26 protein-coding genes and 1 pseudogene are annotated in these 26,007 nt (G+C 72.7%); 8 read left to right on the forward strand and 19 right to left on the reverse strand.

Annotation, left to right across the window (positions count from 1 at the left end; all coding sequences use genetic code 11):
- Window positions 1-4: 4 nt before the first annotated feature.
- From ABT171_RS14110 to ABT171_RS14140, 7 genes and pseudogenes are all read right to left on the reverse strand, one after another.
- Window positions 5-1,237, reverse strand: coding sequence for a cytochrome P450 (locus tag ABT171_RS14110; RefSeq protein ID WP_351243275.1), 1,233 nt, complete (start codon window positions 1,235-1,237; stop codon window positions 5-7).
- Complete coding sequence (locus tag ABT171_RS14115; protein WP_351243277.1) at window positions 1,234-2,298, reverse strand: type III polyketide synthase; 1,065 nt, start codon at window positions 2,296-2,298, stop codon at window positions 1,234-1,236. Before ABT171_RS14115 ends, ABT171_RS14110 begins: the two co-directional genes overlap by 4 nt.
- 231 nt (window positions 2,299-2,529) lie before the next feature.
- The gene (locus tag ABT171_RS14120; RefSeq protein WP_351243279.1) at window positions 2,530-2,763 is read right to left on the reverse strand and encodes a DUF6213 family protein; all 234 of its coding nucleotides are present in this window, start codon (window positions 2,761-2,763) and stop codon (window positions 2,530-2,532) included.
- Window positions 2,764-2,788: 25 nt separating this feature from the next.
- On the reverse strand, window positions 2,789-4,174 hold the full coding sequence (locus ABT171_RS14125; RefSeq protein WP_351243281.1) for an NADP-dependent succinic semialdehyde dehydrogenase: 1,386 nt from the start codon (window positions 4,172-4,174) through the stop codon (window positions 2,789-2,791).
- 76 nt (window positions 4,175-4,250) lie between these two features.
- Window positions 4,251-4,724 (reverse strand): NUDIX hydrolase, encoded by a 474-nt coding sequence (locus tag ABT171_RS14130; protein WP_351243283.1) that lies wholly within the window; start codon window positions 4,722-4,724, stop codon window positions 4,251-4,253.
- On the reverse strand, window positions 4,721-6,259 hold the full coding sequence (locus ABT171_RS14135; RefSeq protein WP_351243285.1) for an ATP-dependent DNA ligase: 1,539 nt from the start codon (window positions 6,257-6,259) through the stop codon (window positions 4,721-4,723). Before ABT171_RS14135 ends, ABT171_RS14130 begins: the two co-directional genes overlap by 4 nt.
- Window positions 6,260-6,288: 29 nt before the next feature.
- Window positions 6,289-6,923 (reverse strand): annotated as a pseudogene (locus ABT171_RS14140) (hypothetical protein).
- On the opposite strand from ABT171_RS14140, the gene ABT171_RS14145 reads away from it, so the two are divergent.
- The 5 genes from ABT171_RS14145 to ABT171_RS14165 all read left to right on the forward strand — a co-directional run bounded on the left by ABT171_RS14145 (window position 6,922) and on the right by ABT171_RS14165 (window position 11,140).
- Window positions 6,922-7,497 carry a helix-turn-helix domain-containing protein gene (locus ABT171_RS14145; protein ID WP_351243287.1) on the forward strand — a complete coding sequence of 192 codons (576 nt, stop codon included), beginning with the start codon at window positions 6,922-6,924 and terminating at the stop codon, window positions 7,495-7,497. The pseudogene ABT171_RS14140 and the gene ABT171_RS14145 sit on opposite strands and share 2 nt — an antisense overlap.
- A 107-nt stretch (window positions 7,498-7,604) precedes the next feature.
- Complete coding sequence (locus tag ABT171_RS14150) at window positions 7,605-8,570, forward strand: NADPH:quinone oxidoreductase family protein (RefSeq protein ID WP_351243289.1); 966 nt, start codon at window positions 7,605-7,607, stop codon at window positions 8,568-8,570.
- Window positions 8,567-9,748 carry an acyl-CoA dehydrogenase family protein gene (locus tag ABT171_RS14155; RefSeq protein WP_351243291.1) on the forward strand — a complete coding sequence of 394 codons (1,182 nt, stop codon included), beginning with the start codon at window positions 8,567-8,569 and terminating at the stop codon, window positions 9,746-9,748. Before ABT171_RS14150 ends, ABT171_RS14155 begins: the two co-directional genes overlap by 4 nt.
- The gene (locus ABT171_RS14160; protein ID WP_351243293.1) at window positions 9,745-10,818 is read left to right on the forward strand and encodes an acyl-CoA dehydrogenase family protein; all 1,074 of its coding nucleotides are present in this window, start codon (window positions 9,745-9,747) and stop codon (window positions 10,816-10,818) included. The genes ABT171_RS14155 and ABT171_RS14160 overlap by 4 nt, the downstream gene beginning before the upstream one ends.
- Before the next feature lie 127 nt (window positions 10,819-10,945).
- A complete protein-coding gene (locus ABT171_RS14165; RefSeq protein ID WP_351243295.1) occupies window positions 10,946-11,140 on the forward strand; it encodes a hypothetical protein in 195 nt (64 codons plus the stop codon).
- Window positions 11,141-11,150: 10 nt separating this feature from the next.
- Here ABT171_RS14165 and ABT171_RS14170 read toward each other — a convergent pair whose 3' ends face one another.
- Window positions 11,151-12,335 carry a phosphodiester glycosidase family protein gene (locus ABT171_RS14170; protein WP_351243297.1) on the reverse strand — a complete coding sequence of 395 codons (1,185 nt, stop codon included), beginning with the start codon at window positions 12,333-12,335 and terminating at the stop codon, window positions 11,151-11,153.
- Between the two features lie 175 nt (window positions 12,336-12,510).
- Entirely contained in the window at window positions 12,511-12,870 is a 360-nt protein-coding gene (locus tag ABT171_RS14175) for a DUF779 domain-containing protein (protein WP_351243299.1), read from the reverse strand.
- 142 nt (window positions 12,871-13,012) lie between these two features.
- Between ABT171_RS14175 and ABT171_RS14180 the strand changes: the two genes are divergently transcribed.
- Window positions 13,013-13,519: a hypothetical protein gene (locus tag ABT171_RS14180; RefSeq protein WP_351243301.1), complete on the forward strand. Its 507-nt coding sequence runs from the start codon at window positions 13,013-13,015 to the stop codon at window positions 13,517-13,519.
- An 89-nt stretch (window positions 13,520-13,608) separates the two neighbouring features.
- Here the strand turns inward: ABT171_RS14180 and ABT171_RS14185 are convergent, their stop codons facing one another.
- Window positions 13,609-14,244 carry a DedA family protein gene (locus tag ABT171_RS14185; protein ID WP_351243570.1) on the reverse strand — a complete coding sequence of 212 codons (636 nt, stop codon included), beginning with the start codon at window positions 14,242-14,244 and terminating at the stop codon, window positions 13,609-13,611.
- Between the two features lie 192 nt (window positions 14,245-14,436).
- Here ABT171_RS14185 and ABT171_RS14190 point away from each other — a divergent pair, with 192 nt between their 5' ends.
- On the forward strand, window positions 14,437-15,210 hold the full coding sequence (locus tag ABT171_RS14190) for an alpha/beta fold hydrolase (protein WP_351243303.1): 774 nt from the start codon (window positions 14,437-14,439) through the stop codon (window positions 15,208-15,210).
- Here ABT171_RS14190 and ABT171_RS14195 read toward each other — a convergent pair.
- Both ABT171_RS14195 and ABT171_RS14200 read right to left on the reverse strand, forming a co-directional pair.
- Window positions 15,200-15,415, reverse strand: coding sequence for a hypothetical protein (locus ABT171_RS14195; protein ID WP_351243305.1), 216 nt, complete (start codon window positions 15,413-15,415; stop codon window positions 15,200-15,202). The genes ABT171_RS14190 and ABT171_RS14195 overlap by 11 nt on opposite strands.
- A gap of 5 nt (window positions 15,416-15,420) precedes the next feature.
- Window positions 15,421-15,585 (reverse strand): hypothetical protein, encoded by a 165-nt coding sequence (locus ABT171_RS14200; RefSeq protein WP_351243307.1) that lies wholly within the window; start codon window positions 15,583-15,585, stop codon window positions 15,421-15,423.
- 97 nt (window positions 15,586-15,682) lie between these two features.
- Here ABT171_RS14200 and ABT171_RS14205 point away from each other — a divergent pair, with 97 nt between their 5' ends.
- Window positions 15,683-16,669, forward strand: a complete 987-nt coding sequence (locus ABT171_RS14205; RefSeq protein WP_503075149.1) for a L,D-transpeptidase — start codon at window positions 15,683-15,685, stop codon at window positions 16,667-16,669.
- A gap of 61 nt (window positions 16,670-16,730) precedes the next feature.
- Here ABT171_RS14205 and exaC read toward each other — a convergent pair whose 3' ends face one another.
- From exaC to xylB, 7 genes are all read right to left on the reverse strand, one after another.
- Window positions 16,731-18,254 carry an acetaldehyde dehydrogenase ExaC gene (gene exaC / locus ABT171_RS14210; RefSeq protein WP_351243308.1) on the reverse strand — a complete coding sequence of 508 codons (1,524 nt, stop codon included), beginning with the start codon at window positions 18,252-18,254 and terminating at the stop codon, window positions 16,731-16,733.
- Between the two features lie 56 nt (window positions 18,255-18,310).
- Window positions 18,311-19,618, reverse strand: a complete 1,308-nt coding sequence (locus ABT171_RS14215; RefSeq protein ID WP_351243574.1) for a GAF domain-containing protein — start codon at window positions 19,616-19,618, stop codon at window positions 18,311-18,313.
- Window positions 19,619-19,688: 70 nt separating this feature from the next.
- Window positions 19,689-20,333 carry an N-acetylmuramoyl-L-alanine amidase gene (locus tag ABT171_RS14220; RefSeq protein WP_503075233.1) on the reverse strand — a complete coding sequence of 215 codons (645 nt, stop codon included), beginning with the start codon at window positions 20,331-20,333 and terminating at the stop codon, window positions 19,689-19,691.
- An 85-nt stretch (window positions 20,334-20,418) separates the two neighbouring features.
- Window positions 20,419-21,432 carry an acetamidase/formamidase family protein gene (locus ABT171_RS14225; RefSeq protein WP_351243311.1) on the reverse strand — a complete coding sequence of 338 codons (1,014 nt, stop codon included), beginning with the start codon at window positions 21,430-21,432 and terminating at the stop codon, window positions 20,419-20,421.
- A gap of 88 nt (window positions 21,433-21,520) precedes the next feature.
- A complete protein-coding gene (locus ABT171_RS14230; protein ID WP_351243313.1) occupies window positions 21,521-23,005 on the reverse strand; it encodes an APC family permease in 1,485 nt (494 codons plus the stop codon).
- A gap of 293 nt (window positions 23,006-23,298) precedes the next feature.
- A complete protein-coding gene (locus ABT171_RS14235) occupies window positions 23,299-24,507 on the reverse strand; it encodes an ROK family protein (RefSeq protein ID WP_351243315.1) in 1,209 nt (402 codons plus the stop codon).
- 34 nt (window positions 24,508-24,541) lie between these two features.
- Complete coding sequence (gene xylB / locus ABT171_RS14240) at window positions 24,542-25,996, reverse strand: xylulokinase (protein WP_351243317.1); 1,455 nt, start codon at window positions 25,994-25,996, stop codon at window positions 24,542-24,544.
- Window positions 25,997-26,007: the final 11 nt, after the last annotated feature.

Here is a 26,007-nt window from a genome sequence, read left to right on the forward strand (position 1 = left end):
TGGCTCACCAGGTCACCGGCAGGGCTTCGGGACCCCGGATCAGCGCGCCCTTCCTGAAGGGCACCTGCTCCGGCGGTACCGCGAGCTTCAGCCCCGGAACCCGGTCCAGCAGGGCGTTCACCAGCAGTTCCGACTCCAGCCGGGCGAGCTGGCCGCCGGGGCAGTAGTGCGGGCCGAAACCGAACGACACATGCGGGTTCGGGCTGCGGGAGAAGTCGATGGTCTCCGGGGCGGGGAAGACGTCCGGGTCGCGGTTGGCGGCCAGGTAGGAGACATAGACGGCGTCGCCCGCGCGGATGCGGTGGCCCTTGATCTCCACGTCCTCCAGGGCGATCCGGGACAGCCCGACCGCGTTGCGGTGCGGGATGTAGCGCAGGAGCTCGTCGATGGCCTGCGGCCGGATCCGCGGCTCGCCGCGCAGCCGTTCGAGCAGGTCGGGGCGGGTCAGCAGCAGGTAGAACATCTGCCCGCTGTTGTTGGTGACCGCCTCGCCGCCGATCTGCAGGAGGACGGCGAGACCGACGGCCTCCTCCAGGGCGACCTCGCCCCGGCCCAGCGCGGCGCCGAGCAGGGAGGTGACGTCCTCGGCCGTGCTGTTCTCGCGCAGCGCGATGAGGTCGGAGAAGTAGGCGCTCATCTCCCGCTTGGCCTTCTCGCTGACCTCCTTGCCGTGCGAGGAGGACAGGATGAGCTGGGTCCAGTTGTGCATGGTGTGCCGGTCGCCGGGCGGGACGCCCATCAGCTCGCAGATCACCCCGATCGGGAAGGGGCTGAGCACCGCGCTGGTGAGATCGGCGGGCGGCCCGTCCTGCAGGAGTTCGTCGACCAGCTCGTCCAGCATGGCCCGGGCCTTCTCCCGTACCCGCTCCACACCCTTCGCGGTGAACGCGGCGGCCACCGCGCGGCGCAGCCGGGTGTGGTCGGGCGGGTCGAGGAAGCCGACCGCGCCGCGGTCCGGGATGAAGTGCGGGGCGAGCCGTGTGACCGGCTGCGCCATGACCGCCTCGCGGCTGAAGCGCGGGTCGTTGGTGACCATGCGCACGTCGTCGTGCCGGGTCACCAGCCAGGCCCAGCCCTCGCCGTTGGGCAGCTGGACGCGGGTGACCGGACCCTCGCGCATCAGCTCGGCCAGCACCGGGTCGAAGTCCGTCCCGGTCAGGTCGAGTGCCGGCCACTGGCGGATCGGGGGCAGGGGCTCGGCGAGCATCGTCTCGGTGAGCGTCGTCTCCTCGGTCATCGCGGGTCACTGTCCACGTCGACCCAGCGGCCGACCGTCATCTCGGCCGTGATGCCGGGACCGAACCCGGCGAGCAGACCGCGCGCCCTGTCCTCGGCGCCGCCCTCGTCGAACATCCGGCGCAGCGCGTCCAGGACGACGGCGCTGGCTATGTTGCCGTACTCGGTGAGCGTCGCCCGGCTGAACCGGAACGCGTGCGGCTCGACCTCCAGGAACTTGCTGAGGTCGTCGAGTATGCGGGGGCCGCCCGCGTGGATGATGTAGAAGTCCAGGTCGGACGCGTCCCAGCCGTGCATGCCGGCCAGGTCCTTCAGCGCCGGGGCGAGCGGCTCCATGGTGGTGGGCACCCGCTTGTCCAGCAGGAAGTGGAAGCCGGTGGCCCGGACGTCGTACGCGATCCAGTCCTCCGTCTTCGGGATCAGGTAGGAGCCGTTGCGCTCCAGACGCACGCCCTTGCCGCCGTTTCCGCGGACCACGGCCGCGGCGATGCCGTCGCCGAACAGGCCGTTGGAGAGCAGCGAGCCGACGCCGAGGTCGGTGGGCTGGTAGCACAGCGAGCAGAACTCGCAGGCCACGATGAGCGCGTTGGCGTTCGGGTAGGCCGAGCAGAAGTCGTGCGCCCGGTTGATCGCCGCCCCGCCGGCCGCGCAGCCCAGCTGGGCTATGGGCAGCTGGCGGGTGGTGGAGTCGAAGTCCATCTCGTTGATCAGCCACGCCGTCAGCGAGGGCATCATGAAGCCCGTGCACGACACGTAGATGATCACGTCGATGTCGCTGGTGAGCAGCTCCGCGTCGTCCAGCGCCCGCTGGATCACCGCGGGGACCCGGGCCTTGGCCTCGGCCTCGTAGAGCTTGTTGCGCTCCTCGAAACCCGGGTGCTTCAACGTCTCCTCGATGGGCTGCACGATGTGCCGGGTCTTGACGCCCGTGTTCTCGATGAGGCGCAGTGCGAGTGCCAGTTGAGGGTGGTCCGCGTGGCGGGAGCGCGCCAGCTCCAGCGTCTCCTCCATCGTGATCACGTGCTCCGGGACCGACACCGAGGGTCTGCACAAAGTCGCCATGAACCGTCCCTGCTTTCCGCTTTCGGCGGGCCTTCGCCCACCGGCCAGAAGGTGGTTCACCTCTGTGGGTGCTACGCCCACCGTCACCCAGGAGGACGACAATCTCGCGTTGGGTTACTCCGAATCGGGGACCCGGGGAGAGGCTCGAAGGGCGAATTCCACCGCCGGACGAGGGGAAATTCGATGGCGACTGTTACGGCGGGGGAGCGGTGGGGCAGCCCGCGCAGCGGTCTACGGCGCCCCGCTGCTGTGCGCGATGCACGCGACGTCGATGCGATCCGCCAGCTTGGCCAGCTCGATGGTCAGAGCGGCCACCGTATCCTCGTCCAGCCCCGGCTCCCCGCCCTCGACCAGATGCAGCCACCGGGCGCCCACGGTCCGCAGCAGCTTGCTCACGTCGGCCGCAGCCACCTGCAGGGCCCCGCGGTCGTCCACGATCAGAGGCAGAGTCACTTCGCCGTTCACAAACCGGATGCTAGCCGCGCAGCGCTCACGCACCCTGCCAAACCGTGGTGATGTTGCAGAACTCGCGGATTCCGTGCCCGGACAGCTCACGCCCGAACCCGGACCGCTTGACCCCGCCGAACGGGAACGCCGGATGGGAGGCGGTCATCCCGTTGACGAACACGGACCCGGCCTCCAGGTCGCGGCTGAACCGCTCCACCTCGCTCTCGTCCCGCGTCCACACATTGGAACTCAGCCCGAAGGGCGAGTCGTTGGCGATGAGCAGCGCCTCGTCCACGTCGCCCGCCCGGTACAGCGTGGCCACCGGTCCGAACGCCTCCTCGCGGTGGATGCGCATCTCCCGGGTGATCCCGGCCAGCACGGTCGGCGGGTAGTACCAGCCCGGCCCGTCCGGCCGCTCGCCGCCGCACAGCACGGCGGCGCCGCTCCGCTTCGCGTCGTCGACCAGCTCCTCCAGATCGCCGCGCCCCCGCTCACTGGAGAGCGGCCCGACCTCGGTGTCCTCCTCCAGCGGGTCGCCGACCTTGAGCGCCTTCATACCGGCGACGAACTTCTCGGCGAAGGTGTCGTAGACGTCGGTGTGCACGATGAACCGCTTGGCGGCGATGCAGGACTGCCCGTTGTTCTGCACGCGCGCCGTCACCGCCACCTCGGCCGCCCGGTCCAGGTCGGCGGAGGGCATCACGACGTACGGATCGCTGCCGCCCAGCTCCAGCACCGTCTTCTTGATCATCTCGCCGGCGGTGGAGGCGACCGCCCGGCCCGCGGGCTCGCTGCCCGTCAGCGTCGCCGCCTTGACCCGTTCGTCGCGCAGGATGTCGTCCACCGCCCCGGACTCGACCAGCAGCGTCTGGAAACAGCCCTCCGTGAAGCCCGCCCGGTGGAACAGGTCCTCCAGGTACAGGGCCGTCTGCGGGACGTTCGAGGCGTGCTTGAGCAGGCCCACGTTGCCCGCCATCAGCGCCGGCGCGGCGAACCGGACCACCTGCCACAGCGGGAAGTTCCACGGCATCACCGCGAGGACCGGGCCCAACGGGCGGTAGCGCACCCGCACCCGGGAGGCGCCCGCGTCGCGCACGTCCGGCTCGGCGGGCTCCTCGTCGGCCAGCAGCCCCTCGGCGCGCTCGGCGTACCAGCGCATCGCCTTGGCGCACTTCGCGGCCTCCGCCCGTGCCTGTTTGATCGGCTTGCCCATCTCGGTGGTCATGACCCGGGCGATCTCCTGCTGATCCTCCTCCAGCAGGCCGGCGGCCCCGTTCATCAGCCGGGCGCGGTCGGCGAACGTGGTCGTCCGGTACGTGCGGAACGTGGCCTCGGCGAGCTGGAGCCGGCGTTCCAGCTCCTCCTCGCCCATGGGCTCGTACGTCTTGAGCGTCTCGCCGTTCGCCGGGTTCACCGTCGCGATGGGCATGGCTGACCTCCCTGGGAGCGGGCTTGCTTCGACCTTCGCGCGCGGCCGGGCAGGCCGCAACGCGAAAGACCCCTGTTCAGCCCGAGTGCTCCGCCAGCCGGTCGAGAAACGCGGTCTGCGCCGCGATGATCAGCTCACGGGCCCGGTCCAGGCCGAGCCACTCCACCCGGTCCAGCTCCGGGAACTCCCGCACCCGGCCGGACCTCGGCGGCCACTCCATGCTGAAGGTGCCGGGGCTGAAGCCCGTCAGATCCGGGTCCGCCGCTACGGCCCACGCGGTGACGATCTTGCCGTTCTGCTGCACGACCTCGCCCAGCGGTACGGCCGTCCCGTCGGGCGGCGCCAGCCCCAGCTCCTCCCGGAACTCCCGCCGGGCCGCCTCCCAGGCGGGCTCTTCCGGTTCGTACTCGCCCTTGGGCACGGTCCAGGCGCCCGCGTCCTTCTTCGCCCAGAACGGGCCTCCCATATGGCCCAGCAACACCTCAAGTCCCTCACCGGTGTGCCGGAACAACAGCAGCCCCGCGCTGCGCCTCGTCGCACGCACCGTCACGGCTCGACCTCCGGGTGGGCCGCCAGCAGGGCCTCCACGGTATCGGCCTCCTCGGGGCGTTTGTCCTCGCGGTAGCGGACCACGCGGGCGAAGCGGAGGGTGACGCCGGCCGGGTAGCGGGAGGAGCGCTGCAGGCCGTCGTAGGCGATCTCCACGACGAGTCCGGGACGGACGCGTACCACCCAGCCGTTGTCCTCGACCGCCAGCTCCTGCAGCCGCTCGGTCTGCCAGGCGAGCATCGCGTCGGTCATGCCCTTGAAGGTCTTGCCGAGCATGGCGAAGCCGCCGTCCGGGGTGCGGGCGCCGAGGTGGAGGTTGGACAGCTTGCCGGTGCGGCGGCCGTGCCCCCACTCGGCGGCCAGCACCACCAGGTCGAGGGTGTGGACGGGCTTGACCTTCAGCCAGGCGGCGCCGCGCCGGCCCGCGCTGTACGGCGCGTCCAGCGCCTTGACCACCACGCCCTCGTGACCGCGGGCCAGCGTCTCGGCGAGGAACCGTTCCGCCTCCGCGATGTCCTGCGGCCCCGAGGCGACCGTCCGGCGCACCCGCATCGGCTCCGGCACCAGCCGGGCCAGCTCCGCGTGCCGCTCGGCGAAGGGCAGGTCCAGCAGATCGGTGCCGTCGACCGACAGGGCGTCGAAGAAGACAGGGGAGACCGGGACCTGGCCGGCCGCCTTCGCCACGTCCGTGCGGGAGCCGACCCGGCCCGCCGTCTCCTGGAAGGACCGGGGCCGCCCGGCGGCGTCGAAGGAGATCACCTCGCCGTCCAGGATGAACCGGCCGCCCCGCAACTCCCGCGCCGCGGCCGTCACTTCGGGCAGCCGGTCGGTGATGTCGTCCAGGGTGCGGGTGTGCACGCGGACCGTGTCGCCGTCCCGGTGGATCTGCACCCGGATGCCGTCCAGCTTCTCCTCCACCGCGCAGGCGCCCAGCTTCTCCACCGCCTCGGCGACCGAGGAGGCGCTGTGTGCCAGCATCGGCAGGACGGGCCGGCCGACCGTGAGCCGGAACCGGTCCAGCGCCCCGGGCCCCTCGGCGAGCAGGGCCTGGGCGACCGTCTGCAGCGACCCGGCGAGCATCACCGCCCGCCGTACGGCGGCCGGGTCGGCGTCGGTCGCCCGGGCGAGGCCCTCCACCGCGACGGCGTCCAGCGCGCCCTGCCGTACCTCGCCGGTGAGCAGACCGAGCAGGAAACGCTGCTCCTCCTCGGTGGCGGCGCCCATCAGCTGGCCGACGAGCCGGGTCCGCTCCGCCAGCGCGCCCGGACCGGACACCTTGCCCAGCTCGCCGAGCAGCGCGTCGACCTCGCGGACCGTGAGGGTGGGCTCGGCGGCCGGCGGCACCGGGCGGCCGAGCACCTTCCAGCCGACGCCGATCCGCCCCTGTGGCAGCCGTCCGGCGAGGTACGGGATGACGATCGGCACGTCGTCCGCCTCCGCCTCCCGGAACAGCTCGGCGAGCAGGGCCGTCTTGCGGGACCGGGCCGCCGTCGCGGCGATGTCCCGGGAGACCTGGGCGAGCCGGATCAGCAGCATGTCCTCAGGGTGCACCGATGAAGCGGGGTCTACACCCGGACGGCGGCGGCCAGGTCGGCGAAGAGCAACGCGGCGTTGATCGCCGCGCCCGCCCGGTGCCCCCGGCTCGCCGCGTCGATCACCTGCTCGGTGGAGCCGCAGGCGCGGAACGGGGTCTCGCGCGGCTCGGCGCCCAGCCGCACGAGCAGGTCGTTGTCCGGGACGGCGCGCGGGGCGGCGCAGAGCACTTCGCGGTCGTGCACCGCGCCTCCCCCCAGCGGGTGTCCCGGGCCGGCCGGACCCCGGTGACCCGGCGGCGGCCGGCCGGCGCAGGTCGTCGTCCGTCAGCTGCGACTCGCTCACCTCGCGCAGCAAAGAACCCGCGTCCTTCGGCCACCGGGTCACCATCGGCGCCTGGTGCACGCTCAGCGGCGAGGCCACGAGTACGCCGGTCGGCGGATCGCGGACCTTCCAGCCGCACGCCGTACCGGGCGATCCCCTCGCGCCCGACCGCCAGGAACCCGGCCGGCGGCATGCCGTCGCGGGACAGATACCCGTGCAGGTGCGCGGACGGCACGTCGCGCGGTTCGCCCGCGTCGACCACCGGCGTGCGGCGCCGTCCCCGGCCTCCGGCCGGCCGCTGCGTTATTGACAAACGTGTTTGCCGAACCTGCAATACCGGCATGACTACCGACGACGTCCTCTCCGCGGTGGGACCGCGACTGCGGCGTATCCGCAAGGACCGGGAGGTGACGCTGACCGCGCTGTCCGAGGCCACCGGCATCTCCGTGAGCACCCTCTCCCGGCTGGAGTCCGGCCTGCGCAAGCCCAGCCTCGAACTGCTGCTGCCGATCGCCCGGGCCCACAAGGTGCCCCTGGACGAACTGATCGGCGCGCCGCCGGTGGGGGATCCGCGGGTGCGGGCCAGGCCGATCGTGCGGGGCGGGCGCACCCACTGGCCGCTCACCCGCCAGCCCGGCGGCCTCCAGGCCTTCAAGGTGCTGGAACCGCAACGCGATCAGGAGCCCGAGCCGCGCACCCATGAGGGCTACGAGTGGCTGTATGTGCTGTCGGGGCGGTTGCGGCTGGTCCTCGGCGAGCACGATGTGGTGCTCTCGGCGGGGGAGGCCGCCGAGTTCGACACGCGCGTGCCGCACTGGTTCGGATCGACGGGCGAGGGGCCGGTGGAGTTCCTCAGCCTGTTCGGGCCGCAGGGTGAGCGGATGCACGTACGGGCGCGGCCGGCGGCCCGGAAGTGACCCACGCGACGCGCGCCGGGATCCGGCCAACGGTTCCCCGATGGGCAAGCGACCGCTTAGTATGCGGTCCGACCCGGTCAGACGAAGCAGTCCCGTGGAGGCCCCGCATGCAGGCATGGCAAGTGCACGAGAACGGTGAGCCGAGCGAGGTGATGCGCCTGGCCGAGGTGGAGCCCCCCACGCCCGGCGACGGCCAGGTGCTGCTGCGCGTACGCGCCGCCAACATCAACTTCCCGGACGCGCTGCTGTGCCGCGGCCAGTACCAGGTGCGCCCGCCGCTGCCCTTCACGCCCGGCGTGGAGATCTGCGGCGAGACCGAGGACGGCCGCCGCGTGATCGCCAACCCCGCGCTGCCGTACGGCGGTTTCGCCGAGTACGCCCTCGCCGACGCCCGTGCCCTGCTGCCCGCGCCCGAGTCGCTGGACGACGCCGAGGCCGCCGCGCTGCACATCGGCTACCAGACGGGCTGGTTCGGCCTGCACCGCCGGGCGCGTCTGGAGGCGGGCGAGACCCTGCTCGTACACGCCGCCGCCGGCGGTGTCGGCAGCGCCGCCGTCCAGCTCGGCAAGGCGGCCGGAGCCACCGTGATCGGTGTCGTGGGCGGCGCGGACAAGGCAGCCGTGGCCCGTGAGCTGGGCTGTGACGTGGTCGTCGACCGCCGTACCGAGGACGTGATCGCGGCCGTGAAGGAGGCCACCGGCGGCCGGGGCGCCGACGTGATCTACGACCCCGTCGGCGGCGAGGCCTACGCCCAGTCCGCCAAGCTCGTCGCCTTCGAGGGCCGGATCGTCGTCGTCGGCTTCGCCAGCGGCACGATCCCGAGCCCGGCGCTCAACCACGCCCTCGTGAAGAACTACTCGATCCTGGGCCTCCACTGGGGCCTGTACAACACCAAGAACCCGAAGCTGGTCCTGCAGTGCCACGAGCAGCTCACCGGCCTGGCCGCCCGGGGCGCGATCAAGCCCCTGGTGAGCGAGCGGGTGCCGCTGAGCGAGGCCGCCGTGGCCGTGCAGAAGGTGGCGGACGGCCGTTCCACCGGCCGGATCGCCGTGGTGACGGAGGAGGCAGCATGACCGACGCCGAAGAACTGCGCCGCCGCACACGGGAGTTGCTGGCCGCGCATCCCCCTGCGAGCACCGCCCCCCTGGACTTCCTGCGCGCCCGCTTCGACGCCGGCCTCGCCTGGGTCCACTACCCGGAGGGCCTCGGCGGCCTGGGCGCCCCGCGCGCCCTGCAGGCCGTCGTGGACGCCGAACTGGAGGCCGCGGGCGCCCCCGACAACGACCCCCGGCGCATCGGCATCGGCCTCGGCATGGCCGCACCGACGATCCTCAAGTACGGGACGGACGAGCAGAAGCAGCGCTTCCTGCGGCCCCTGTGGACCGGGGAGGAGGTCTGGTGCCAGCTGTTCAGCGAGCCCGGCGCCGGCTCCGACCTCGCCGCGCTCGGCACCCGGGCCGTACGGGAGGGCGACGACTGGGTCGTCAACGGGCAGAAGGTGTGGACGTCCAGCGCCCACATCGCCCGCTGGGCCATCCTCATCGCCCGCACCGACCCGGACGTGCCCAAGCACGCCGGCATCACCTACTTCGTGTGCGACATGACCGACCCGGGCGTCGAGGTCCGGCCGCTGCGCCAGATCACCGGCGAGGCCGAGTTCAACGAGGTCTTCCTCACCGACGTCCGCATCCCCGACGCCCGCCGCCTCGGCGCGGTCGGCGACGGCTGGCGGGTCGCCCAGACCACGCTGATGAACGAGCGCGTCTCCATCGGCGGCATGGCCCTGCCCCGCGAGGGCGGCATGATCGGCCCGGTGGCCACGACCTGGCGCGAACGCCCCGAACTGCGCACCCACGAGCTGCACCAGCGGCTGCTGAAGCTGTGGGTCGAGGCCGAGGTCTCCCGGCTCACCGCCGAACGCCTGCGCCAGCAGCTCGTCGCCGGCCAGCCCGGCTACGAGGGCTCCGGCATGAAGCTCGCCTTCGCCCGCCTCAACCAGGAGATCAGCGGCCTGGAGGTCGAACTGCGCGGCGAGGAGGGCCTGTTGTACGACGACTGGACCATGCGCCGACCCGAGCTGGTCGACTTCACCGGCCGTGACGCCGGCTACCGCTATCTGCGCTCCAAGGGCAACAGCATCGAGGGCGGGACCAGCGAGGTCCTGCTGAACATCGTCGCCGAACGGGTCCTCGGCCTGCCCGCCGAGCCGCGCACCGACAAGGACGTCGCATGGAAGGACCTGGCCCGATGACGGATCTTCTCTACTCCGAGGAGGAAGAGGCGCTGCGCGCCGCCGTCCGCGACCTGCTCACGGACCACTGCGCACCGGCGGACGTCATCGCCCGCGCCGAGTCGGACACCCCGCACGACCTCGCCCTGTGGAAGTCCCTCACCGAGGGCATGGGCCTGGCCGGGCTGCTGGTGCCCGAGGAGCAGGGCGGCCAGGGCGCCTCGTCCCGTGAAGTCGCCGTCGTACTGGAGGAGCTGGGCCGCGCGGTCGCCCCGGTGCCCTATCTCACCAGCGCGGTCGTCGCCACCGAGGCCCTGCTGGCCTGCGGCGACGAGGTGCTGCTGGGGCAGCTGGCCTCCGGCCGGACCATCGGCGCCCTCGCGGTCGGGCTGCACACGCCGCCGGGTGCCGTGTTCAAGACCGTACGACGGGAGAACGCCGCCCTGCACGGCGAGTTGACCGGCGTCGCCGACGCGGCCGTGGCCGACGTCCTGCTCGTCCCGGCCGACGACGGCGGCCTGTACGCCGTCCCGGCCGACGCCGTGACGATCACCCCGCAGATCTCCCTGGACCTGACCCGGCCGCTGGCGACGGTATGCCTGGAGGGCGTCCCCGGCCGCCGCATCGGCGACGCGGAACCCGCCGTACGACGGGCTCTGCGCGCCGCCGCCGGACTGCTCGCCTCCGAGCAACTCGGCGTCGCCGACTGGGCGTTGACCGAGACGGTCCGCTATCTCAAGGAGCGCAAGCAGTTCAACCGGCCGGTCGGCGGGTTCCAGGCGCTCAAGCACCGGCTCGCCCAGCTGTGGCTGGAGGTCGTCAACCTGCGGGCCGCCGCGCGGGCCTCGGCCGCTGCGTTGGCCTCCGGCGAGGAGGTGGAGGTGTCGGTCGCCGTCGCCCAGGCGTACGCCGCGCCCGTGGCCGTGCATGCCGTGGAGGAGGCGCTGCAGTTGCACGGCGGGATCGGTATGACCTGGGAGCACCCGATCCACCTGTACCTCAAGCGGGCCAAGGCCGACTCGATCGCCTACGGCACGGCGGGAGCCCACCGGGAGGCGCTGGCCGGGCTGGTGGATCTCCAGGGACCCTGACCGTCCCACGCCGGGTGCAGGGCGACATCACACGTTTGGGGGACACGTCAGCCGCCCGGGCAAACCCTCCGCTACGCCACACTTGCGGCCGAACGCCGCTCAAGGGGCGTGGCGGAGGAGGTTCCCGATGGCCGTTTCCATCTCTGTGGTGCTGTTGCTCCTGATCCTGGCCGTGATCTTCATTCGCAACTGCGCGTTGAAGATGTCCCACGCCGTGGTGTGCATACTGCTCGGCTTCTTCCTGGCCGGCACGAGCATGGCGCCCACCATCCACAGCGGACTCATGACGACCGCCGAGCTGGTCAGCAGCCTGCGGCCCTGAACAGGCCCGGTCAGGGGGCCGAGAAGACGCCGATCCCGTTGGCGACGGGGCGTTCGGTGCCCGTGCTCGGATGGTTGCGCACCGTCACGGCGCCCGCTCCGGCGTCGCGGGTGACCAGCTCCGTCGAACCGCCGCCGTCGAGGTTGAACGCGTCGGACGCGCCCAGCAGACGCATGGTGTCGGCCTCCTCCGCGATCGTCAGGCCGGTCCGGTAGGCGGCGGCCCCGTCCAGCGCCAGGATCAGCAGCTGCCGCCCGCCGCCCCTGAAGCCCACGACCGTTCGCACCGTCGAGGTGACGTCGTCCAGACCGGACAGCGCCTCGCCGTGCCGCAGGACGGGGAACCCGCCGATCGCGAACGCGTACGGCACCCCCGACGAGGCCGCCACCAGGGTGTGCCGCACGGTCACCGCGTCACCGGGCGACAGCTTGCGCAGCTGCCGTGCCCCCTCCTCGCGGCCCACGAGGACCGTGGTGTCCGCCGGGATCGCCCCGCTGCCCGGTGTGTCGGAGGCGGAGACCACCCGGCCGCCCCGGACCCTCACCTCGTAGGTGTCGGTGCTGCACGGCGCAGACCGCTCGACGTCGCTGCCGCACACGGCGCGCATCCGGGAGGCGCTGCCCCAGCGGGAGGTGAAGGCGCCGACGGAGTTCTCCGCGAGCGCGTACTGGTTGAGGCCCTTCAGCCGGAACGTGCCCTCCGGCGTGGCGACGCGGCCGACGAGGGTGAGGCGGTCCAGCCGGGCCCGCCGGTCGGTGCCGACGCCGAAGACGTCCCGGGTGCTCGTCCCCGGTGGCAGCGTGGGCCCGAACCGCTGCCCGTCCGGCACCGCAGCCTTCAGCACCCGCCCGTCCGCGACCGCCGGTCCGACGCTCGCGCCGGTGGCCTGCACGCCCGGATGCTGGGTCTCGGTGATGTGGAAGAAGTCACCGTTGACCCCCGCGACCGCCCCGGCCGAGTCCGCCATCCCGGAGACGGTGGCCCGGGCCGCCACCGCACCCGGGTGCAGCAGGTCCACGCGGACGTGCGGATCGGCCAGGTCGACCGTGAGCAGATGGGCGTGTGCCGTGCCCGCGGCCGCGTCGATGTCGAACTGCCGGTAGGTGACGCCCGGAGCGATCCGCTCGCCGGCCGCAACGGCACCGGCCGGTGCCGCCCCCGCCAGGGCCGCACCGGCCAGCACACCGAACGCCATGACCACCGTGAGAACCGCTCTGTTCGCTGCCGAACACCTGCGACGTCTGATCACCGTGCCCCCTGATCCCTCGTCAACCGCCCGTGCCGTACGGGCCTTGGCATACGGGTCGCGTGACGCGTTCCGTACGGGCCCTACGGGGCAGTGGACCAGAGCACGGCGTCCGCCGGGCCGACTAGGCGTCGACTACGCGAGAACGGGTGAGAAAACGCACCCCCTCGGGTGCTTCCAGAGAGAAGCCGCTGCCCCGTCCGGGGACGACGTCCACGATCAGCCGGGTGTGGCTCCAGGCCTCGTACTGACTCCGGGACATCCAGAAGGTGACGGGCTCGGTGATCCCGTCCACCGCCAGTTCCGCGAGCAGCACGTCCGAGTCGCCGGTACGGAACTCGCCGTCCGGGTAGCACATGGGCGCGCTGCCGTCGCAGCAGCCGCCGGACTGGTGGAACATCAGCGGGCCGTGCTGAGCGTGCAGCAGCCGCACCAGGTCCGCGGCCCTCGGGGTGAGTTCGACGCGGGGGACTGCCTCATCCATGGGTCACCGTCCTGGAGAGCGGGGGCGCGGGGCGTCGGACCCCGTCCAGTCTCACGGTTCGTCACCGGCCCGTCCAGCACGCGTCGTAGGTCTCCTTCGCTCGCGAGCACGGCCTCTGGGCGGCCGGCGCGGAGCGCCGTGCGTGTGTGATGATGTGCTGATGTTCGCCTTCCCCGGTCTGCCCGAGCCGCGCCTCGTGCTCGCCGGCGAGTATCCGCTGTGGGACGAGGCGCTGGCGGCCGTCAACCGCGATCTGGCGGTGACCGTCCCCGAACAGCGTCCGCTGCGCCTGATCGCCTACCCCGAGTCCGAGGACCTGGACGAGCACGTTCATGTGGCTCTCTCCACCGGCGAGGCGCATGACAGCTGCTTGATCCCGGCGGAGTCCGTCGCCGAGGCCTTGGTGGCCGTCGCCGACGCGGCCCAGGGGACCCTGACGGAGCATCTGTGGCGGGCGTGGCCCCTGTGCACCCTCCATGACCTCGGCCTGCACCCGCGCGAGGTCGACGGACGGCCGTCCTGGTGGTGTGCGGGCGGCTCCCGCCGGGGCGACCCGGCCCACGTCCGCGCGGCGATCGGCGAACTCGGCACGCTCCAGCGCCCCGTGAGGCCCCACCGCAAACGCCCCGAGAACCGCGGACTCCGCTGAGCCGCTCCGGCGGCCTGGAGGGCGAGGGGCGCGCTGCGGACGGCCAGGACGTTCGGCGCGGTTCGGCCCACGGCCGCCGGCGGGCGCTCTCAGCGGCGCTCGCGGCGCGCGCGGCGGGCCCGGCGTGCCTCGAACAGGAGGGGCAGCATCGACAGGACGACGACCACGGCCACCAGCGGCAGCAGATAGTCGTCGACGTGCGGGACCGAGGCCCCCAGGGTGTAACCGGCGAGGACGAGCAGCTGCGACCACAGCACCCCGCCCACGGTCTGCCAGAGCGTGAAGCGCCGCACGGGCACGCCGAGCACCCCGGCCACCGGATGCAGCACCGTCCGCAGCAACGGCACGAACCGGCCGATGACCAGCGCCTTCCCATAGCCGTACCGCGCCAGCAGCCGTTCGGCCCGCACCGCCGCCGCCTTCACCCGCCGGCTGGAGGTACGGGCCAGCAGAGCCCGTCCGCCGTGCCGTCCGATCAGATACCCGACCTGCCCGCCGGCCACCGCACCGACGGCCGCGCACAGCAGCACCTGCCACAGCGCCAGCCGAGGCGCCTGCTGCGCGGTGCCGGCGCACAGCACTCCGGCCGGGAACAGCAGGGTGTCACCGGGCAGGAAGAAGCCGACGACCAGCAGACCGGACTCCGCGAAGATCACCACCAGGACGCCGAGCGCGCCGAAGGCGGCCAGCACCGAGGCGCTGTTCATCGGGTTGACGGCTGTCACCTGGCCGAGCCTCCCGCCCTTCTCGCAGGGCTGTCCGCTCACCAGCATCACCCGGCCACCGGGAAAACGCCCGCTCCGCCCCGAGGCGGCGTACTCGGAGGACCGGCGGCCGCCGATGCCGGGGGAGCCGGACGCAGCCACGGGCCCCCGGGGTAGCGTCCACGGGGACACCCGAGCGAAGGGATCACGGGCATGTCGTACGCCAAGGCCGCGGACGGGACACGCATCGCCTACCAGCTCCGGGGGACCGGCGCCCCGCTGGTTCTGCTCGCCGGCCAGGCCAACAACCACCACTGGTGGGACGGCGTCCGCGACGACTTCCACGGCACCCGGAGCACCCTCACCGTCGACTACCGCGGCACCGGCGACAGCGACAAGCCGGACGTGCCGTACAGCACCAGGCTGCTCGCCGACGACGTGCGCGCGGTCCTCGACGCGCTCGGGATCGAGCGGGCCGACGTGTACGGCACGTCGATGGGGGGCCGCGTCGCGCAGTGGCTGGCCCTCGACCAGCCGCACCGGGTGCGGTCCCTCGTCCTCGGGTGCACCTCGCCCGGAGGCACGAACGCGGTCGAGCGCGACGACGCCGTGCGCAGGGCGCTGGCCACCCCGGATCCGGACGCCCGGCGCGAGGCGCTGCTCGACCTGATGTACACCCCCGCCTGGCGTGCCGCCCACCCCGGCCCCTACCGCACCCTCGGCGACCCCGCGATGCCGGCCTTCGCCCGCAGGCGGCACCTGGTGGCCAGCGACGGTCACGACACCTGGGACGCCCTGCCGCGGATCTCCTGCCCCACCCTCGTCGTGCACGGCGGCGAAGACCTGCTCAACCCCACCGCGAACGCCGCGCTGCTGGCGCGGCGCATCCCCGGGGCGCGGCTCGAACTGCTGGCGGGGGCACGGCACGGGTACTTCGAGGAGTTCCGGGCGGTCGCCGGACCCCTCGTGTCGGACTTCATCGGCTGAAGTGCCCCTCGGCCCGGGTCGGGATCCCGGGAATGTCACGCATGGCGCGCAGCGGCGAGCACGCGACGAACAGCGCCGCGCTCCACAGGCCGAAGGCGCAGACCCACAGGGTCGGCCGGAGCCCGGCGCCGACGCCGGGCAACTTGCCGAAGAGGGAGCCGAGCGGCACGGTCCCGTAGGCGATCCACAGGTAGACCGGGCTCACCCGGCTCAGCAGTCCGGCGGGCAGACCCGCTGCCGATAGGCGAGCGAGGCGCTGTTGCAGAGCGTGGAGTTGGCGAACGCCCCCGCCAGCAGTCCGCCGACCGCCGACCGCCGCGCAGGAGAACACCAGGCCGAGCGCCCGCCCCGGCGGTGCCCCGAGTTTTGGGACATGTTTTACACGGCGCATGCAACTGTTGCCCGTGCTCTCGCGGTCTGACAGGTGAGTCGGGCCCGTCAGGGCGGAAGCAGCGAGAGAGCGGGGCAGGTCGTGGGACGGCGCAAGGGCGGCATAGGGATCGCACTCGTCACCGGTGCGATGCTGGTGGGCGCGAGTGCCTGTGGTGGGGGTGGCAGCGGCAAGGCGGGCGGGGACGACGCGAAGGCGTCGGGCAAGCCGAGTGCGAGCGCCTCCCCGTCACCGACGAAGCCCGCGGGTCCGCCGATGCTGCTGGAGACGATCACCCCGCAGACCGGTGCCACGGTCGGCGTGGCCATGCCGATCTCGGTGGTCTTCACCAACCCGGTGTCGGCGAAGGCACGCGCCACGGTGGAGAAGCACCTGAAGGTGAGCGCCTCGCAGCCGGTGGCCGGCGCCTGGCACTGGTTCGGCGACCGGCGCGCCGACTGGCGGCCGAAGAAGTACTGGCCCTCCGGTACCAAGGTGAAGATCGACGCCGACATGAACGGCGTCAGCAACGGCAACGGACGCTACGGCGTGCGCAACTACACGCACACCTTCACCATCGGCGACGACGTGCGCGCGGATGTCTCGGTGACCGGCCACACCATGAAGGTGAGCAAGAACGGCAAGCTGCTGCGCACCCTGTCGATCAACGCGGGCAGCGCCCAGTATCCGACCTGGAACGGCACGATGGCCGTCATCGACAAGCAGGAGAAGGTCCACATGACCTCCTGCAGCGTCGGCATCAGCTGCGACAAGGGCAGCCCCAACTACTACGACCTGACGCTGCCCTGGGACGTCCACCTGACCCAGTCCGGCACGTATGTGCACTACTCGACCGGCGACCCCAACCCGGGCAGTGGCAGCGCCCGCGGCTCGCACGGCTGCGTTCACCTGTCCATGTCGGACGCCAAGTGGTTCTACGGCCAGATCAAGCAGGGCGACCCCGTCACCATCACCGGCTCGCCCCGCGCCAAGGCCTCGGCCGACAACGGCTACGCCGCCTTCAACCTGGAATGGGACCAGTGGCTCGCGGGCAGCGCGTCCGGGGAGGGCACGACCGCGACGCTGTGAGGCAGGCCCGGGAGCCCGTCGGGCAGGCGCGGCCGGTTCGGCCGCGCCCACCTCACGCACCCTAGAAGAAGCCGAGTTTCCTGGGAGAGTAGCTGCAGAGAATGTTCTTCGTCTGCTGGTAGTGCTCCAGCATCATCTTGTGCGTCTCGCGGCCGATCCCGGACTGCTTGTAGCCTCCGAACGCCGCGTGCGCCGGGTAGGCGTGGTAGCAGTTGGTCCATACGCGGCCCGCCTGGATCGCACGGCCGGCACGGTAGGCGGTGGTGGCGTCCCGGGTCCAGACGCCCGCGCCGAGGCCGTACAGTGTGTCGTTGGCGATCTCTATGGCGTCGTCGAAGTCGTCGAAGGAGGTCACCGAGACGACCGGGCCGAAGATCTCCTCCTGGAAGATCCGCATGCGGTTGTCGCCCTCGAAGATGGTCGGCTGGACGTAGTAGCCGCCCTTCAGTTCGCCGTCGTACTCGACGCGTTCGCCGCCGGTGAGCACCTTCGCGCCCTCCTGCCGGCCGATGTCCAGGTAGGAGAGGATCTTCTCCAGCTGGTCGTTGGAGGCCTGGGCACCGATCATCGTGTCGGTGTCGAGCGGGTGCCCCGGCCTGATCTGCCGCGTCCGTTCGACCGCGGCCTGCACGAACTCCGCGTAGTGGCCGCGCTGGACCAGTGCCCGGGAAGGGCAGGTGCAGACCTCGCCCTGGTTGAGCGCGAACATGGTGAAGCCTTCGAGGGCCTTGTCGCGGAAGTCGTCGTCGCGCGCCCACACGTCGTCGAAGAAGATGTTCGGCGACTTGCCCCCGAGTTCCAGGGTGACCGGCTTGATGTTCTCGGAGGCGTACTGCATGATCAGCCGCCCGGTCGTGGTCTCCCCGGTGAACGCGACCTTCGCCACGCGCGGGCTGGACGCCAGCGGCTTGCCCGCCTCCACCCCGAAGCCGTTGACGATGTTCAGCACACCGGGCGGCAGCAGATCCGCGATCAGGCCGACCCAGTAGTGGATGGAGGCCGGGGTCTGCTCGGCGGGCTTGAGGACGACCGCGTTGCCCGCGGCGAGCGCCGGCGCGAGCTTCCACGCCGCCATCAGGATCGGGAAGTTCCACGGGATGATCTGCGCGACGACCCCGAGCGGCTCGTGGAAGTGGTACGCCACCGTGTCGTCGTCGATCTCGCTGAGCGAACCCTCCTGCGCCCGGATCGCCCCCGCGAAGTAGCGGAAGTGGTCGATCGCCAGCGGGATGTCGGCCGCCAGCGTCTCCCGCACCGGCTTGCCGTTCTCCCAGCTCTCGGCGACCGCGAGGGATTCGAGGTTGGCCTGCATGCGGTCGGCGATCTTCAGCAGGATGTCGCTGCGGTCCGCGACCGACGTACGGCCCCACCCCGGCGCGGCCTCGTGTGCCGCGTCCAGCGCCCGCTCGACGTCCTCCGCCGTGCCGCGCGCGATCTCGGTGAACGGCTGTCCGTTGACCGGCGAGGGGTTCTCGAAGTACTGCCCGCGCGCCGGCGGCACGTACGCGCCTCCGATGAAGTGGTCGTAGCGCGCCTGGTAGGAGACGATCGCGCCTTCGGCGCCCGGCGCCGCGTAACGGGTCATGCTGGTCTGCCTCCTGGTGCAGCGCTGCCCGCCGTCGGGCAGCTGTCGGCGTGAGGCTAGGCGGGCGGACGTTGCAAGTACGTTGCGCCGCTGGTCCCTCCCGGTGCCCGCCCGGCGGGTGCCGCCAGCTCGGCCTCCAGCGCGGCGAGCCGGGCCCGCACCGGCGGCGTGGGCCGCACCGCGGCGAGCGCCCGCCACACCTCCAGGTCGTCCTCGCCCCAGCAGGCGTGCGCCCAGTCCGCCAGCAGGTCAGGGTCGCCGAGCGCGATCAGTGCCGTCCGCAGCCCTCCGGCGAGACGGTCCCGCAGCCGTACGATCGCCGGTGCTTGTGAAGCGGGCAGCAGCGGACCGCTGTACGCCTCCGCCGCCGCCGTGACCGCGCCCGCCTCCAGCCACCGCTCCACCGCGGTGACGTCCGAGTCGACCGCGGCGGCGAGCCGGTACGGCCGCGAGGCGAGCAGGCCGGGACCCAACAGCCGGCGCAGCCGGGCGAGTTCGGCACGCAGGGTCACCGGGGTCACCGACTCGTCCGCGTACAGCGCGCACAGCAGCTCCTCACCGGTCAGCCCCTCGGGGTGCCGGGCGAGCAGCACCAGGATCTCGCTGTGCCGGCGGCTGAGCCGGATCCGCCGGCCGTCCAGGACGAGTTCGGCCTCGTCCCGGCCCAGTGCGCCGAGCAGCGGCGTGTCCGCGGTGCTCGGCGGCGGTGCGAGCAGCGCGAGCTGCGCCTCCGCGGCCCGCGCCACCGCCTGCACGAAGCCCAGGCTGTGCGGGTGCGCCAGCCCGTCCCCGCCGGTGATGTCCACGGCGCCCAGGACCCGGCCGGTGCGCGGATCGTGCACCGGGGCCGCCGCGCAGGTCCACGGCTGGACCCGCCGTATGAAGTGCTCCGCGGCGAACACCTGCACCGGCCGGCCCACGGCGACCGCGGTCCCCGGCGCGTTGGTGCCGACCGCGCTCTCCGACCAGCGTGCGCCCGGCACGAAGTTCATCCCGTCCGCCCGGCGCCGGGTCGCCCGGTGCCCCTCGACCCACAGCAGCCTGACCTGCGCGTCGCACACCGCCAGCAGGTGCTCCCCGTCGGCGGCGAACGTACCCATCAGCTCCCGGACCAGCGGCATCACCCTGGCCAGCGGGTGCTCCGCCCGGTACGCGCCGAGGTCGGCGCCGGTCAGTTCCACGCCGGCGGTGCCGTCCGGTGCGACACCGGCCCGCGCGCTGCGCCGCCACGACTCCGCCACGACCGATCGCACCGGGCGCGGCACCCTCCCCACCGCGGTGAACGTCTCGTGCGCCCTGCGCAGCACACGGACCCGCTCAGCGGGGTCGGCCCCCGGCTCCAGGGCCACCCACGGATCGGTCAACTCCGCCTCCCGGCACGCTGAATCGGTGATGTCGGTCCTGACGCCGCTCCTTTCGTCCATCGTCTTGCGGCTAGGCGAAGTTGACCAGTCTCAGGTAGCGGACCCAGTCCCAGCCGGGGCCCGGGTCGGTGTGGTCGGTGCCGGGCACCTGGTAGTGGCCGATGATGTGCTCCCGGTCCTTCGGAATGCCGTACTTGGTGCAGATCGCCGCCGTGAGCTTCGCCGACTGCTCGTACAGGGCGTTGGTGAAGTAGGCCGGCTGGTCCACCCACCCCTCGTGTTCGATGCCGATGCTGCGGGTGTTGTAGTCCCAGTCTCCCGCGTGCCAGGCGATGTCGGCCTCGTGCACGCACTGGGCGATGTGGCCGTCCGCCGAGCGGACCAGATAGTGCGCGGACACCTTCTTCTGCGGGTTGCCGAAGATGGTCAGGGTGTTGGCGTACGTCTCCTGTGTGACGTGGATGATCACACGGTCGATGGCGTAGTCACCGGGGCGGTGGGAGGCGGTGTAGTTGGAGGTGCTCGCCGGCCGCCACTCGGCGGGCGGGTAGTCGACGGCCGCGGGCTCCGCACCGGCGCGGAGGTCGGGGAGCAGTGCGCAGGGGACGGCGGCGAGCGCCGCGCCCTTCAACAGCCGGCGTCTGCTCAGGCGTCGCTGTGCCTGTCTCACTGGTGGTTCCGGAACTCTCGGCGGTGTGGGGCCGGCCGGGTCCATGTCCATCGGCGGTGCCTTTCAAGGGTGTGGGGGCTTCGGAGAGGGGTGGAGGGCGGCGTGGGGCCATCCGAGGACGTCGTCGGTGTCAGCCGCGCAGTGCTCGGGCGGTCTCCCGCAGCCGGGTGTGCATGCCGCGGTACGTCTCGCGTGCCGGCAGCCATTCCTTGCGGAGCTTGGCCACGCACGTGTAGTTCGTGTCGCACACGTTGGCCAACGGCGATTCGACGGCCTGGGTCGCGAATTGGTACGCGTCCGGCTCACTGAATCCGTAGTCGCGCACCAGCCAGTGCACCAGGTCCAGCTGCGATATCCGGAAGGCGTCCTCCAGCGGTCGCGCCGAGCCGGTCGAGATGATGTGAGTGTCCGACTCCAGCCGGGGCCACGGGGTGGCGACGTCCTTGAGGAGCTCCACGACCACCACGGTGTTCATCGCGCACTCCACGGCCACGCCGCAGGTCTCCCCCTCGCCCTGCCGGGCGTGCCCGTCGCCGAGGCTGAGCAGGGCACCCTCGACGTTGACGCCCAGGTAGCAGGTGACGCCGGCCCGCATCTCGGGGGTGTCCATGTTCCCGCCGTGGGCGTCCCGGACCAGGGCGGAGCGCACCTCCAGATTGGCCGGCGCCACGCCCACCGTGCCATGCATGGGGTCCAGGGGCAGCTCGGCCTCGATGTCGCTGTCCTGCGCCTGGAAGAGGGCGGTGCGCCTCGTGCGGTCCAGCTGCCAGATCCAGACACGCTCCGGCAGCGGGGGCTGCAGCGTGGCCGTGGTGTGGGTCGAGGTGAGCGCGCCGAAGAGCGGGACCGTCGTCGACGCCGCCCAGTCGCGGGCCGGTTCGATCGAAACGAAGTGCACGGCCACGGTGTCGCCGGGCTCGGCGCCCTCGATGTGGAAGGGGCCGGTCTGCGGATTGAGGAACGGGAACTCGCAGACCTCGGAGACGAGGTCCTTCTCCGAACGTACCCGTCCGGCGAAGCAGTCCTCCGTGTACAGGTCGAGAACGGTGCCGGGCGCGATCCGCGCCAGGGGCGGCGCACCACCGAACGTCCAGGCGTAGGCGTCCGGTTCCGGACGCACGGTGAGGATCCGGGGGTCGGTCATCGTGGCGGTGGTCCCTTCTGACGAGAGTGGCCGTGGGACGGGGTGTGCGCCGGTGTGGCGCGGGCGCCGTGCGGGAGGTGACGGCAGGTCAGCGGAGCGCGGACCCGTTCTGCCGGTGGCCGGCCGGGTCGTACGCGTCGAGGTGCACCCGCGCGGTCTCGGCTATGCGTTCGGGGTGACGCCGCATCAGCAGCAGCAGCACCACCACGCCCGCCGCCATCCAGGCCCCGACGACCGGGCCCGCGTAGGACACGGGGGCGGTCAGTTCGGTGACGAAGTCGAAGACCGGCAGGCCGGCGGCCGTCAGCAGGGCGGGTATGAAGGCCGCGATGCCGAGCACCGGGAACAGCAGGTGCCGTACCGGCTTCCGGACCGCCCGACCGGCGCGCAGGAAGAAGCCGGCGCAGGCGAGGTTCACGACGATGTAGACGCCGACGACGACCGTGACGATCACCGTGGCGAGCAGCAGGAACCCGGTCACGGGGTCGTAGCCGAAACCGAGCCCCAGCACCGCCCCGACCGCCACGAGCGTCTGCAGCGCTGTACCGGCCACGGGGGAGCGGCGCCGGGGGTGGAGCGTGGCGAGCAGGCGGGGCAGGACCCGGATCCGGGCCAGGGCGAAGGCCGTACGGGTCGAGACGTTGGCGCACGCGTTGGCGTTGGCGATCGTGGAGTTGATCACCGCCAGGAACACCAGGACCCAGAAGAACCCGAAGGAGGCCCGGGCGACGCCGTCCCAGGAGGCCGCGCCCGAGGCGCCGAACCCCGCGAAGCGGTCCGGGCCGAAGTAGACGGTCATCGCGTAGGTCGTGATCACGTAGAACAGACCGATCCCGAGGGCCGCCCCGAGGACCGCGCGGTGCATCGTCCGCCGGGGGTCGCGTGTCTCCTCGGCGAGCGGCGCCGCCGCCTCGAACCCCGCGAACGCCAGCACCGTGTACACGGAACCGGCGAACACGCCGCCGAGCCCGGCGTGACCGTCGGCGGTGTGCGAAGTGCCGAACACCGACAGGGTGTTGGCGTTGCCCGCCTTGCCGAGGAGCAGCACCGCGAACACCAGGAAGACCAGGATCTCGAAGACACCGAGGACGGTGCCGAAGCGGGCCGAGGCGCGGACGCCGAGGTAACCGGCGACGGCGATCACGCCGGCCCCCGCCAGAGACCACGGCCACCACAGATCCGCCGGATACGAGGACCACTCCTCGTGCAGCGTGCCCGCCGCTGTGAAGCCCAGCTGCAGCAGGAGCAGCGGGGGGACCAGCATCTCCACGAAGACGTACCCCCAGCCGACGAGAAACCCGATGGCCGGGTGCAGTCCCCGCGCCGCATACGTGGCCACCGACCCGGCCGCGGGCAGCTCCCGGGCCAGCTCGGCAACGCAGGACGCGGTGAACAGACAGGCCACCAGGGCGATCAGCACCGCCAGCGGCAGGCTGCCGCCCGCGAAGGCGGCGCCAGCCGGAATCGACGCGGCCACCGCGGCGGCCGGCGCCATCGCCGTGACGCTCTGGAACAGCACCTCGCGCAACCCGATGGCGTCGCGCCGCAGCGCCCCGGCCGTGTCCTCGTGCATGCGTGTCCCCCGATACGTGTCAGCCCAGTGCCACCCGATGTGTGTGAAGTACCGTCAATCGCTCGGCACCGCCCCAGGACCTTGACGAGCCGTCGGCTGGGCGCTGCTGCCTCGCGTGAATCACGGTACGGCGCAGGCCGGTTGGGCAGAAGAGTGCGCGCCGGTTCCGTGGAGAAGCCCCCACTTGTGGAAAACCGGGCCACCCGATCGGGTGAACGGCGGCGGTCGCCGGGCCGGTCTGTCCCCAGCCGGATGCACAACCGCGGGATTCCCGCAGGACCCGGCGAGGGACCTCAGGACCGTTCCGCCACCATCGCGGGATCGTCCAGAACGGCCCGGACGACCGAGTGCGCCGCACCCAGCAGGGGGCCCTCCGGGCCCAGCCGCGACACCGTCACCGGACAGGGCGGGCCCGCCGCGCGGCCCGTCAGCTCCGTCTCCAGGGACGGCAGCAGCCAGGGGGCGAGGCCGGCCAGAGCGCCGCCGAGGACCACCGTCTCGGGGTCGAGCAGATTCACCGCCCCGGTCAGCGCGATGCCGAGCGCCGTGCCGGCGTCCCGCAGGGCTGCTCGTACGGTCTCGTCGCCCTGCTCGGCGCGCCCGGCGAGCAGGCCCACGAGGTCCTCGCCCGGCACCAGCCCCGCCGCACGCAGCACGGCCTCCTCGCCCGCGTACTGCTCCAGGCAGCCACGACCGCCGCACGGACACGGCGGCCCGTCCGGCCATACGGGAACGTGGCCCAGCTCACCCGCGAAGCCACGGGTGCCGCGCAGCAGTCCACTGTCCACGACGACCGCGGCACCGATGCCGATCTCGGCCGACACGTGCAGGAAGTCATGCGGCGTGCCGTCACCGAGCCACAACTCCGCGAGCGCACCGAAGTTCGCCTCGTTGTCCACGGCCAGCGGCCACTCGCCGGGCAGCAGGGCGCCGAGGTCGGTGTCGTGCCAGTCGAGGTTCGGGGCGCGCACGACCGTACGGCCGTCCCGCGCCACCAGTCCGGGAACGGCGACCGCAAGTCCCGCGGGCCACAGCGACTCCCGCTCCGCCTCCGCGACGACCCGGTGCACCAGCCCGGTCAGCTCCTCGACCACCGGTGCGGCCGCGCGGCCCCGGTTCGCTCCGTGCCGCACGGCCCGGGCACGCACCGTGCCACGCAGGTCGACCGCGCACACCGCGAGGTGGTCGACGCCGATCTCGGCCCCGATCCCGGCGGGCCCGCGGCCGCTCACCGCGAGCGCCGACCCGGGCCGGCCCACCCGGCCCGGCCGCTCCGGGCCCAGTTCCTCCAGCAGCCCCCAGCGGATCAGCTCGTCCACCAGTGTCGACACGGCCGCCCGCGTCAGCCCGATGCGCGAGGCGACCGCGGCCCGCGACAGTGAACCCTCGGCGCTGACCGCGTGCATCACACGGGCCAGGTTGCGCCGGCGCATGCCTTGCTGGGTGTCCGGCAGGGCGCGGCCGGCGCCCGGCGGGCGGGCCTCGTGCAGCGGTGCGGTCATGCCTGAAGCCAATCCCCGGTGTCTGCCGCCCGGCTCATCCGCGCGGCGTGGTGTCCGTCCCCCGCTCCAGCAGCGGGGCCGCGTCGGAGAGTACCCCGGTGATCCGCTCCAGGGTCTCCTGGTCCCGTTCCACGGCGTCCAGTACGGGGCCCGCGGCCGTGTTCCAGCGGCGGGCCACCGCGGCCGGGTCCTCGCCGGTGAGCAGGCCGGCGGCCTGTGCCGCGGCGCCGAGGGCGACCAGTTCCCTGGCCTCCGGGACCTGGACCGGCCGGCCCGACAGCCGCCGTACCGTCTGCTGCCACGCCGTCCCCCGTGCCCCGCCGCCGATCAGCAGCAGCGGGGAGCTGCGGTCCGCGTCCTCGTCCAGGACCAGGTCGAGCGCGCCGAGCAGCGCGTGCACGGCCCCGTCGTACGCGGCCTGCAGCAGCTGGCCTGCGGTCGTGTCATGACGCAGGCCGTGCAGCAGACCGGAGGCGTTCGGGAGGTTCGGGGTGCGCTCGCCGTCCAGGTACGGCAGCAGGGTCACCGAGCCGCCGGGCTCCACCGCCTCACGGTCCAGGCCCAGCAGCGCCGCGACGCGGTCCACCGCGAGCGTGCAGTTCAGGGTGCAGGCCAGGGGCAGCCAGTCCCCGTGGGCGTCGGCGAACCCCGCCACCGTGCCGGTCGGATCGGCCGGGCGGCGTCTGGAGACGGCGTACACCGTGCCGGACGTGCCCAGGCTGAGCACCGGGGTGCCGGGTCGCAGCCCGAGGCCGAGTGCCGCCGCCGCGTTGTCGCCGGTGCCGGGGGCGACCAGTGTGCCCTTGGAGAACGGCAGGTCGTGGCTGTCGCGCACGGTGCCGGCCACTTCGCCCGGCCGTACCACGCGGGGCAGCAGCGCCGGGTCCAGGCCGACGTGCGCGAGCGTCTCCGCGTCGTACGCCTCCGTCCCGGACGCCCACCAGCCGGTCCCGGACGCGTCGCCGCGGTCGGTCGTGCCCTGCCCGGTCAGGCGCTCGGTGAGGTAGTCGTGGGGGAGCCGTACCGCCCTGGTCGCGCGGACCGACTCCGGCTCATGCTCGGCCAGCCAGGCCCACTTGGTGACCGTGAACGACGCGCCGGGCACGCTGCCGGTGCGCTCCGCCCAGTCCTTCGGCCCGCCGAGTTCCGCCACGAGCCGGCGGGCCTGCGGTGCCGAGCGGACGTCGTTCCACAGCAGCGCGGGACGCACCGGCTCGCCGTGCTCGTCCAGGGTGACCAGGCCGTGCTGCTGGCCACCGATCGACACCGCGGCCGCCTCGTGCGCCGCGTCCCCGCACTGGCGCAATGCCTCGCACAGCGCGTCCCACCACTGCCGCGGATCGCTCTCGCGGCCCGCGCCGGAGGAAACGGTGTGCGGCGCCTGGCCGCTCGCCACCACCTGGCCGGTGGCCACATCCACGACCAGGGCTTTCGTGGACTGCGTTGATGTGTCCACGCCGATGACGAGCGGACCCTCGGCTGCTGACATCGGGCTCTCCC

This window comes from Streptomyces sp. NPDC001851 (assembly GCF_040297165.1).
GTDB lineage: Bacteria > Actinomycetota > Actinomycetes > Streptomycetales > Streptomycetaceae > Streptomyces.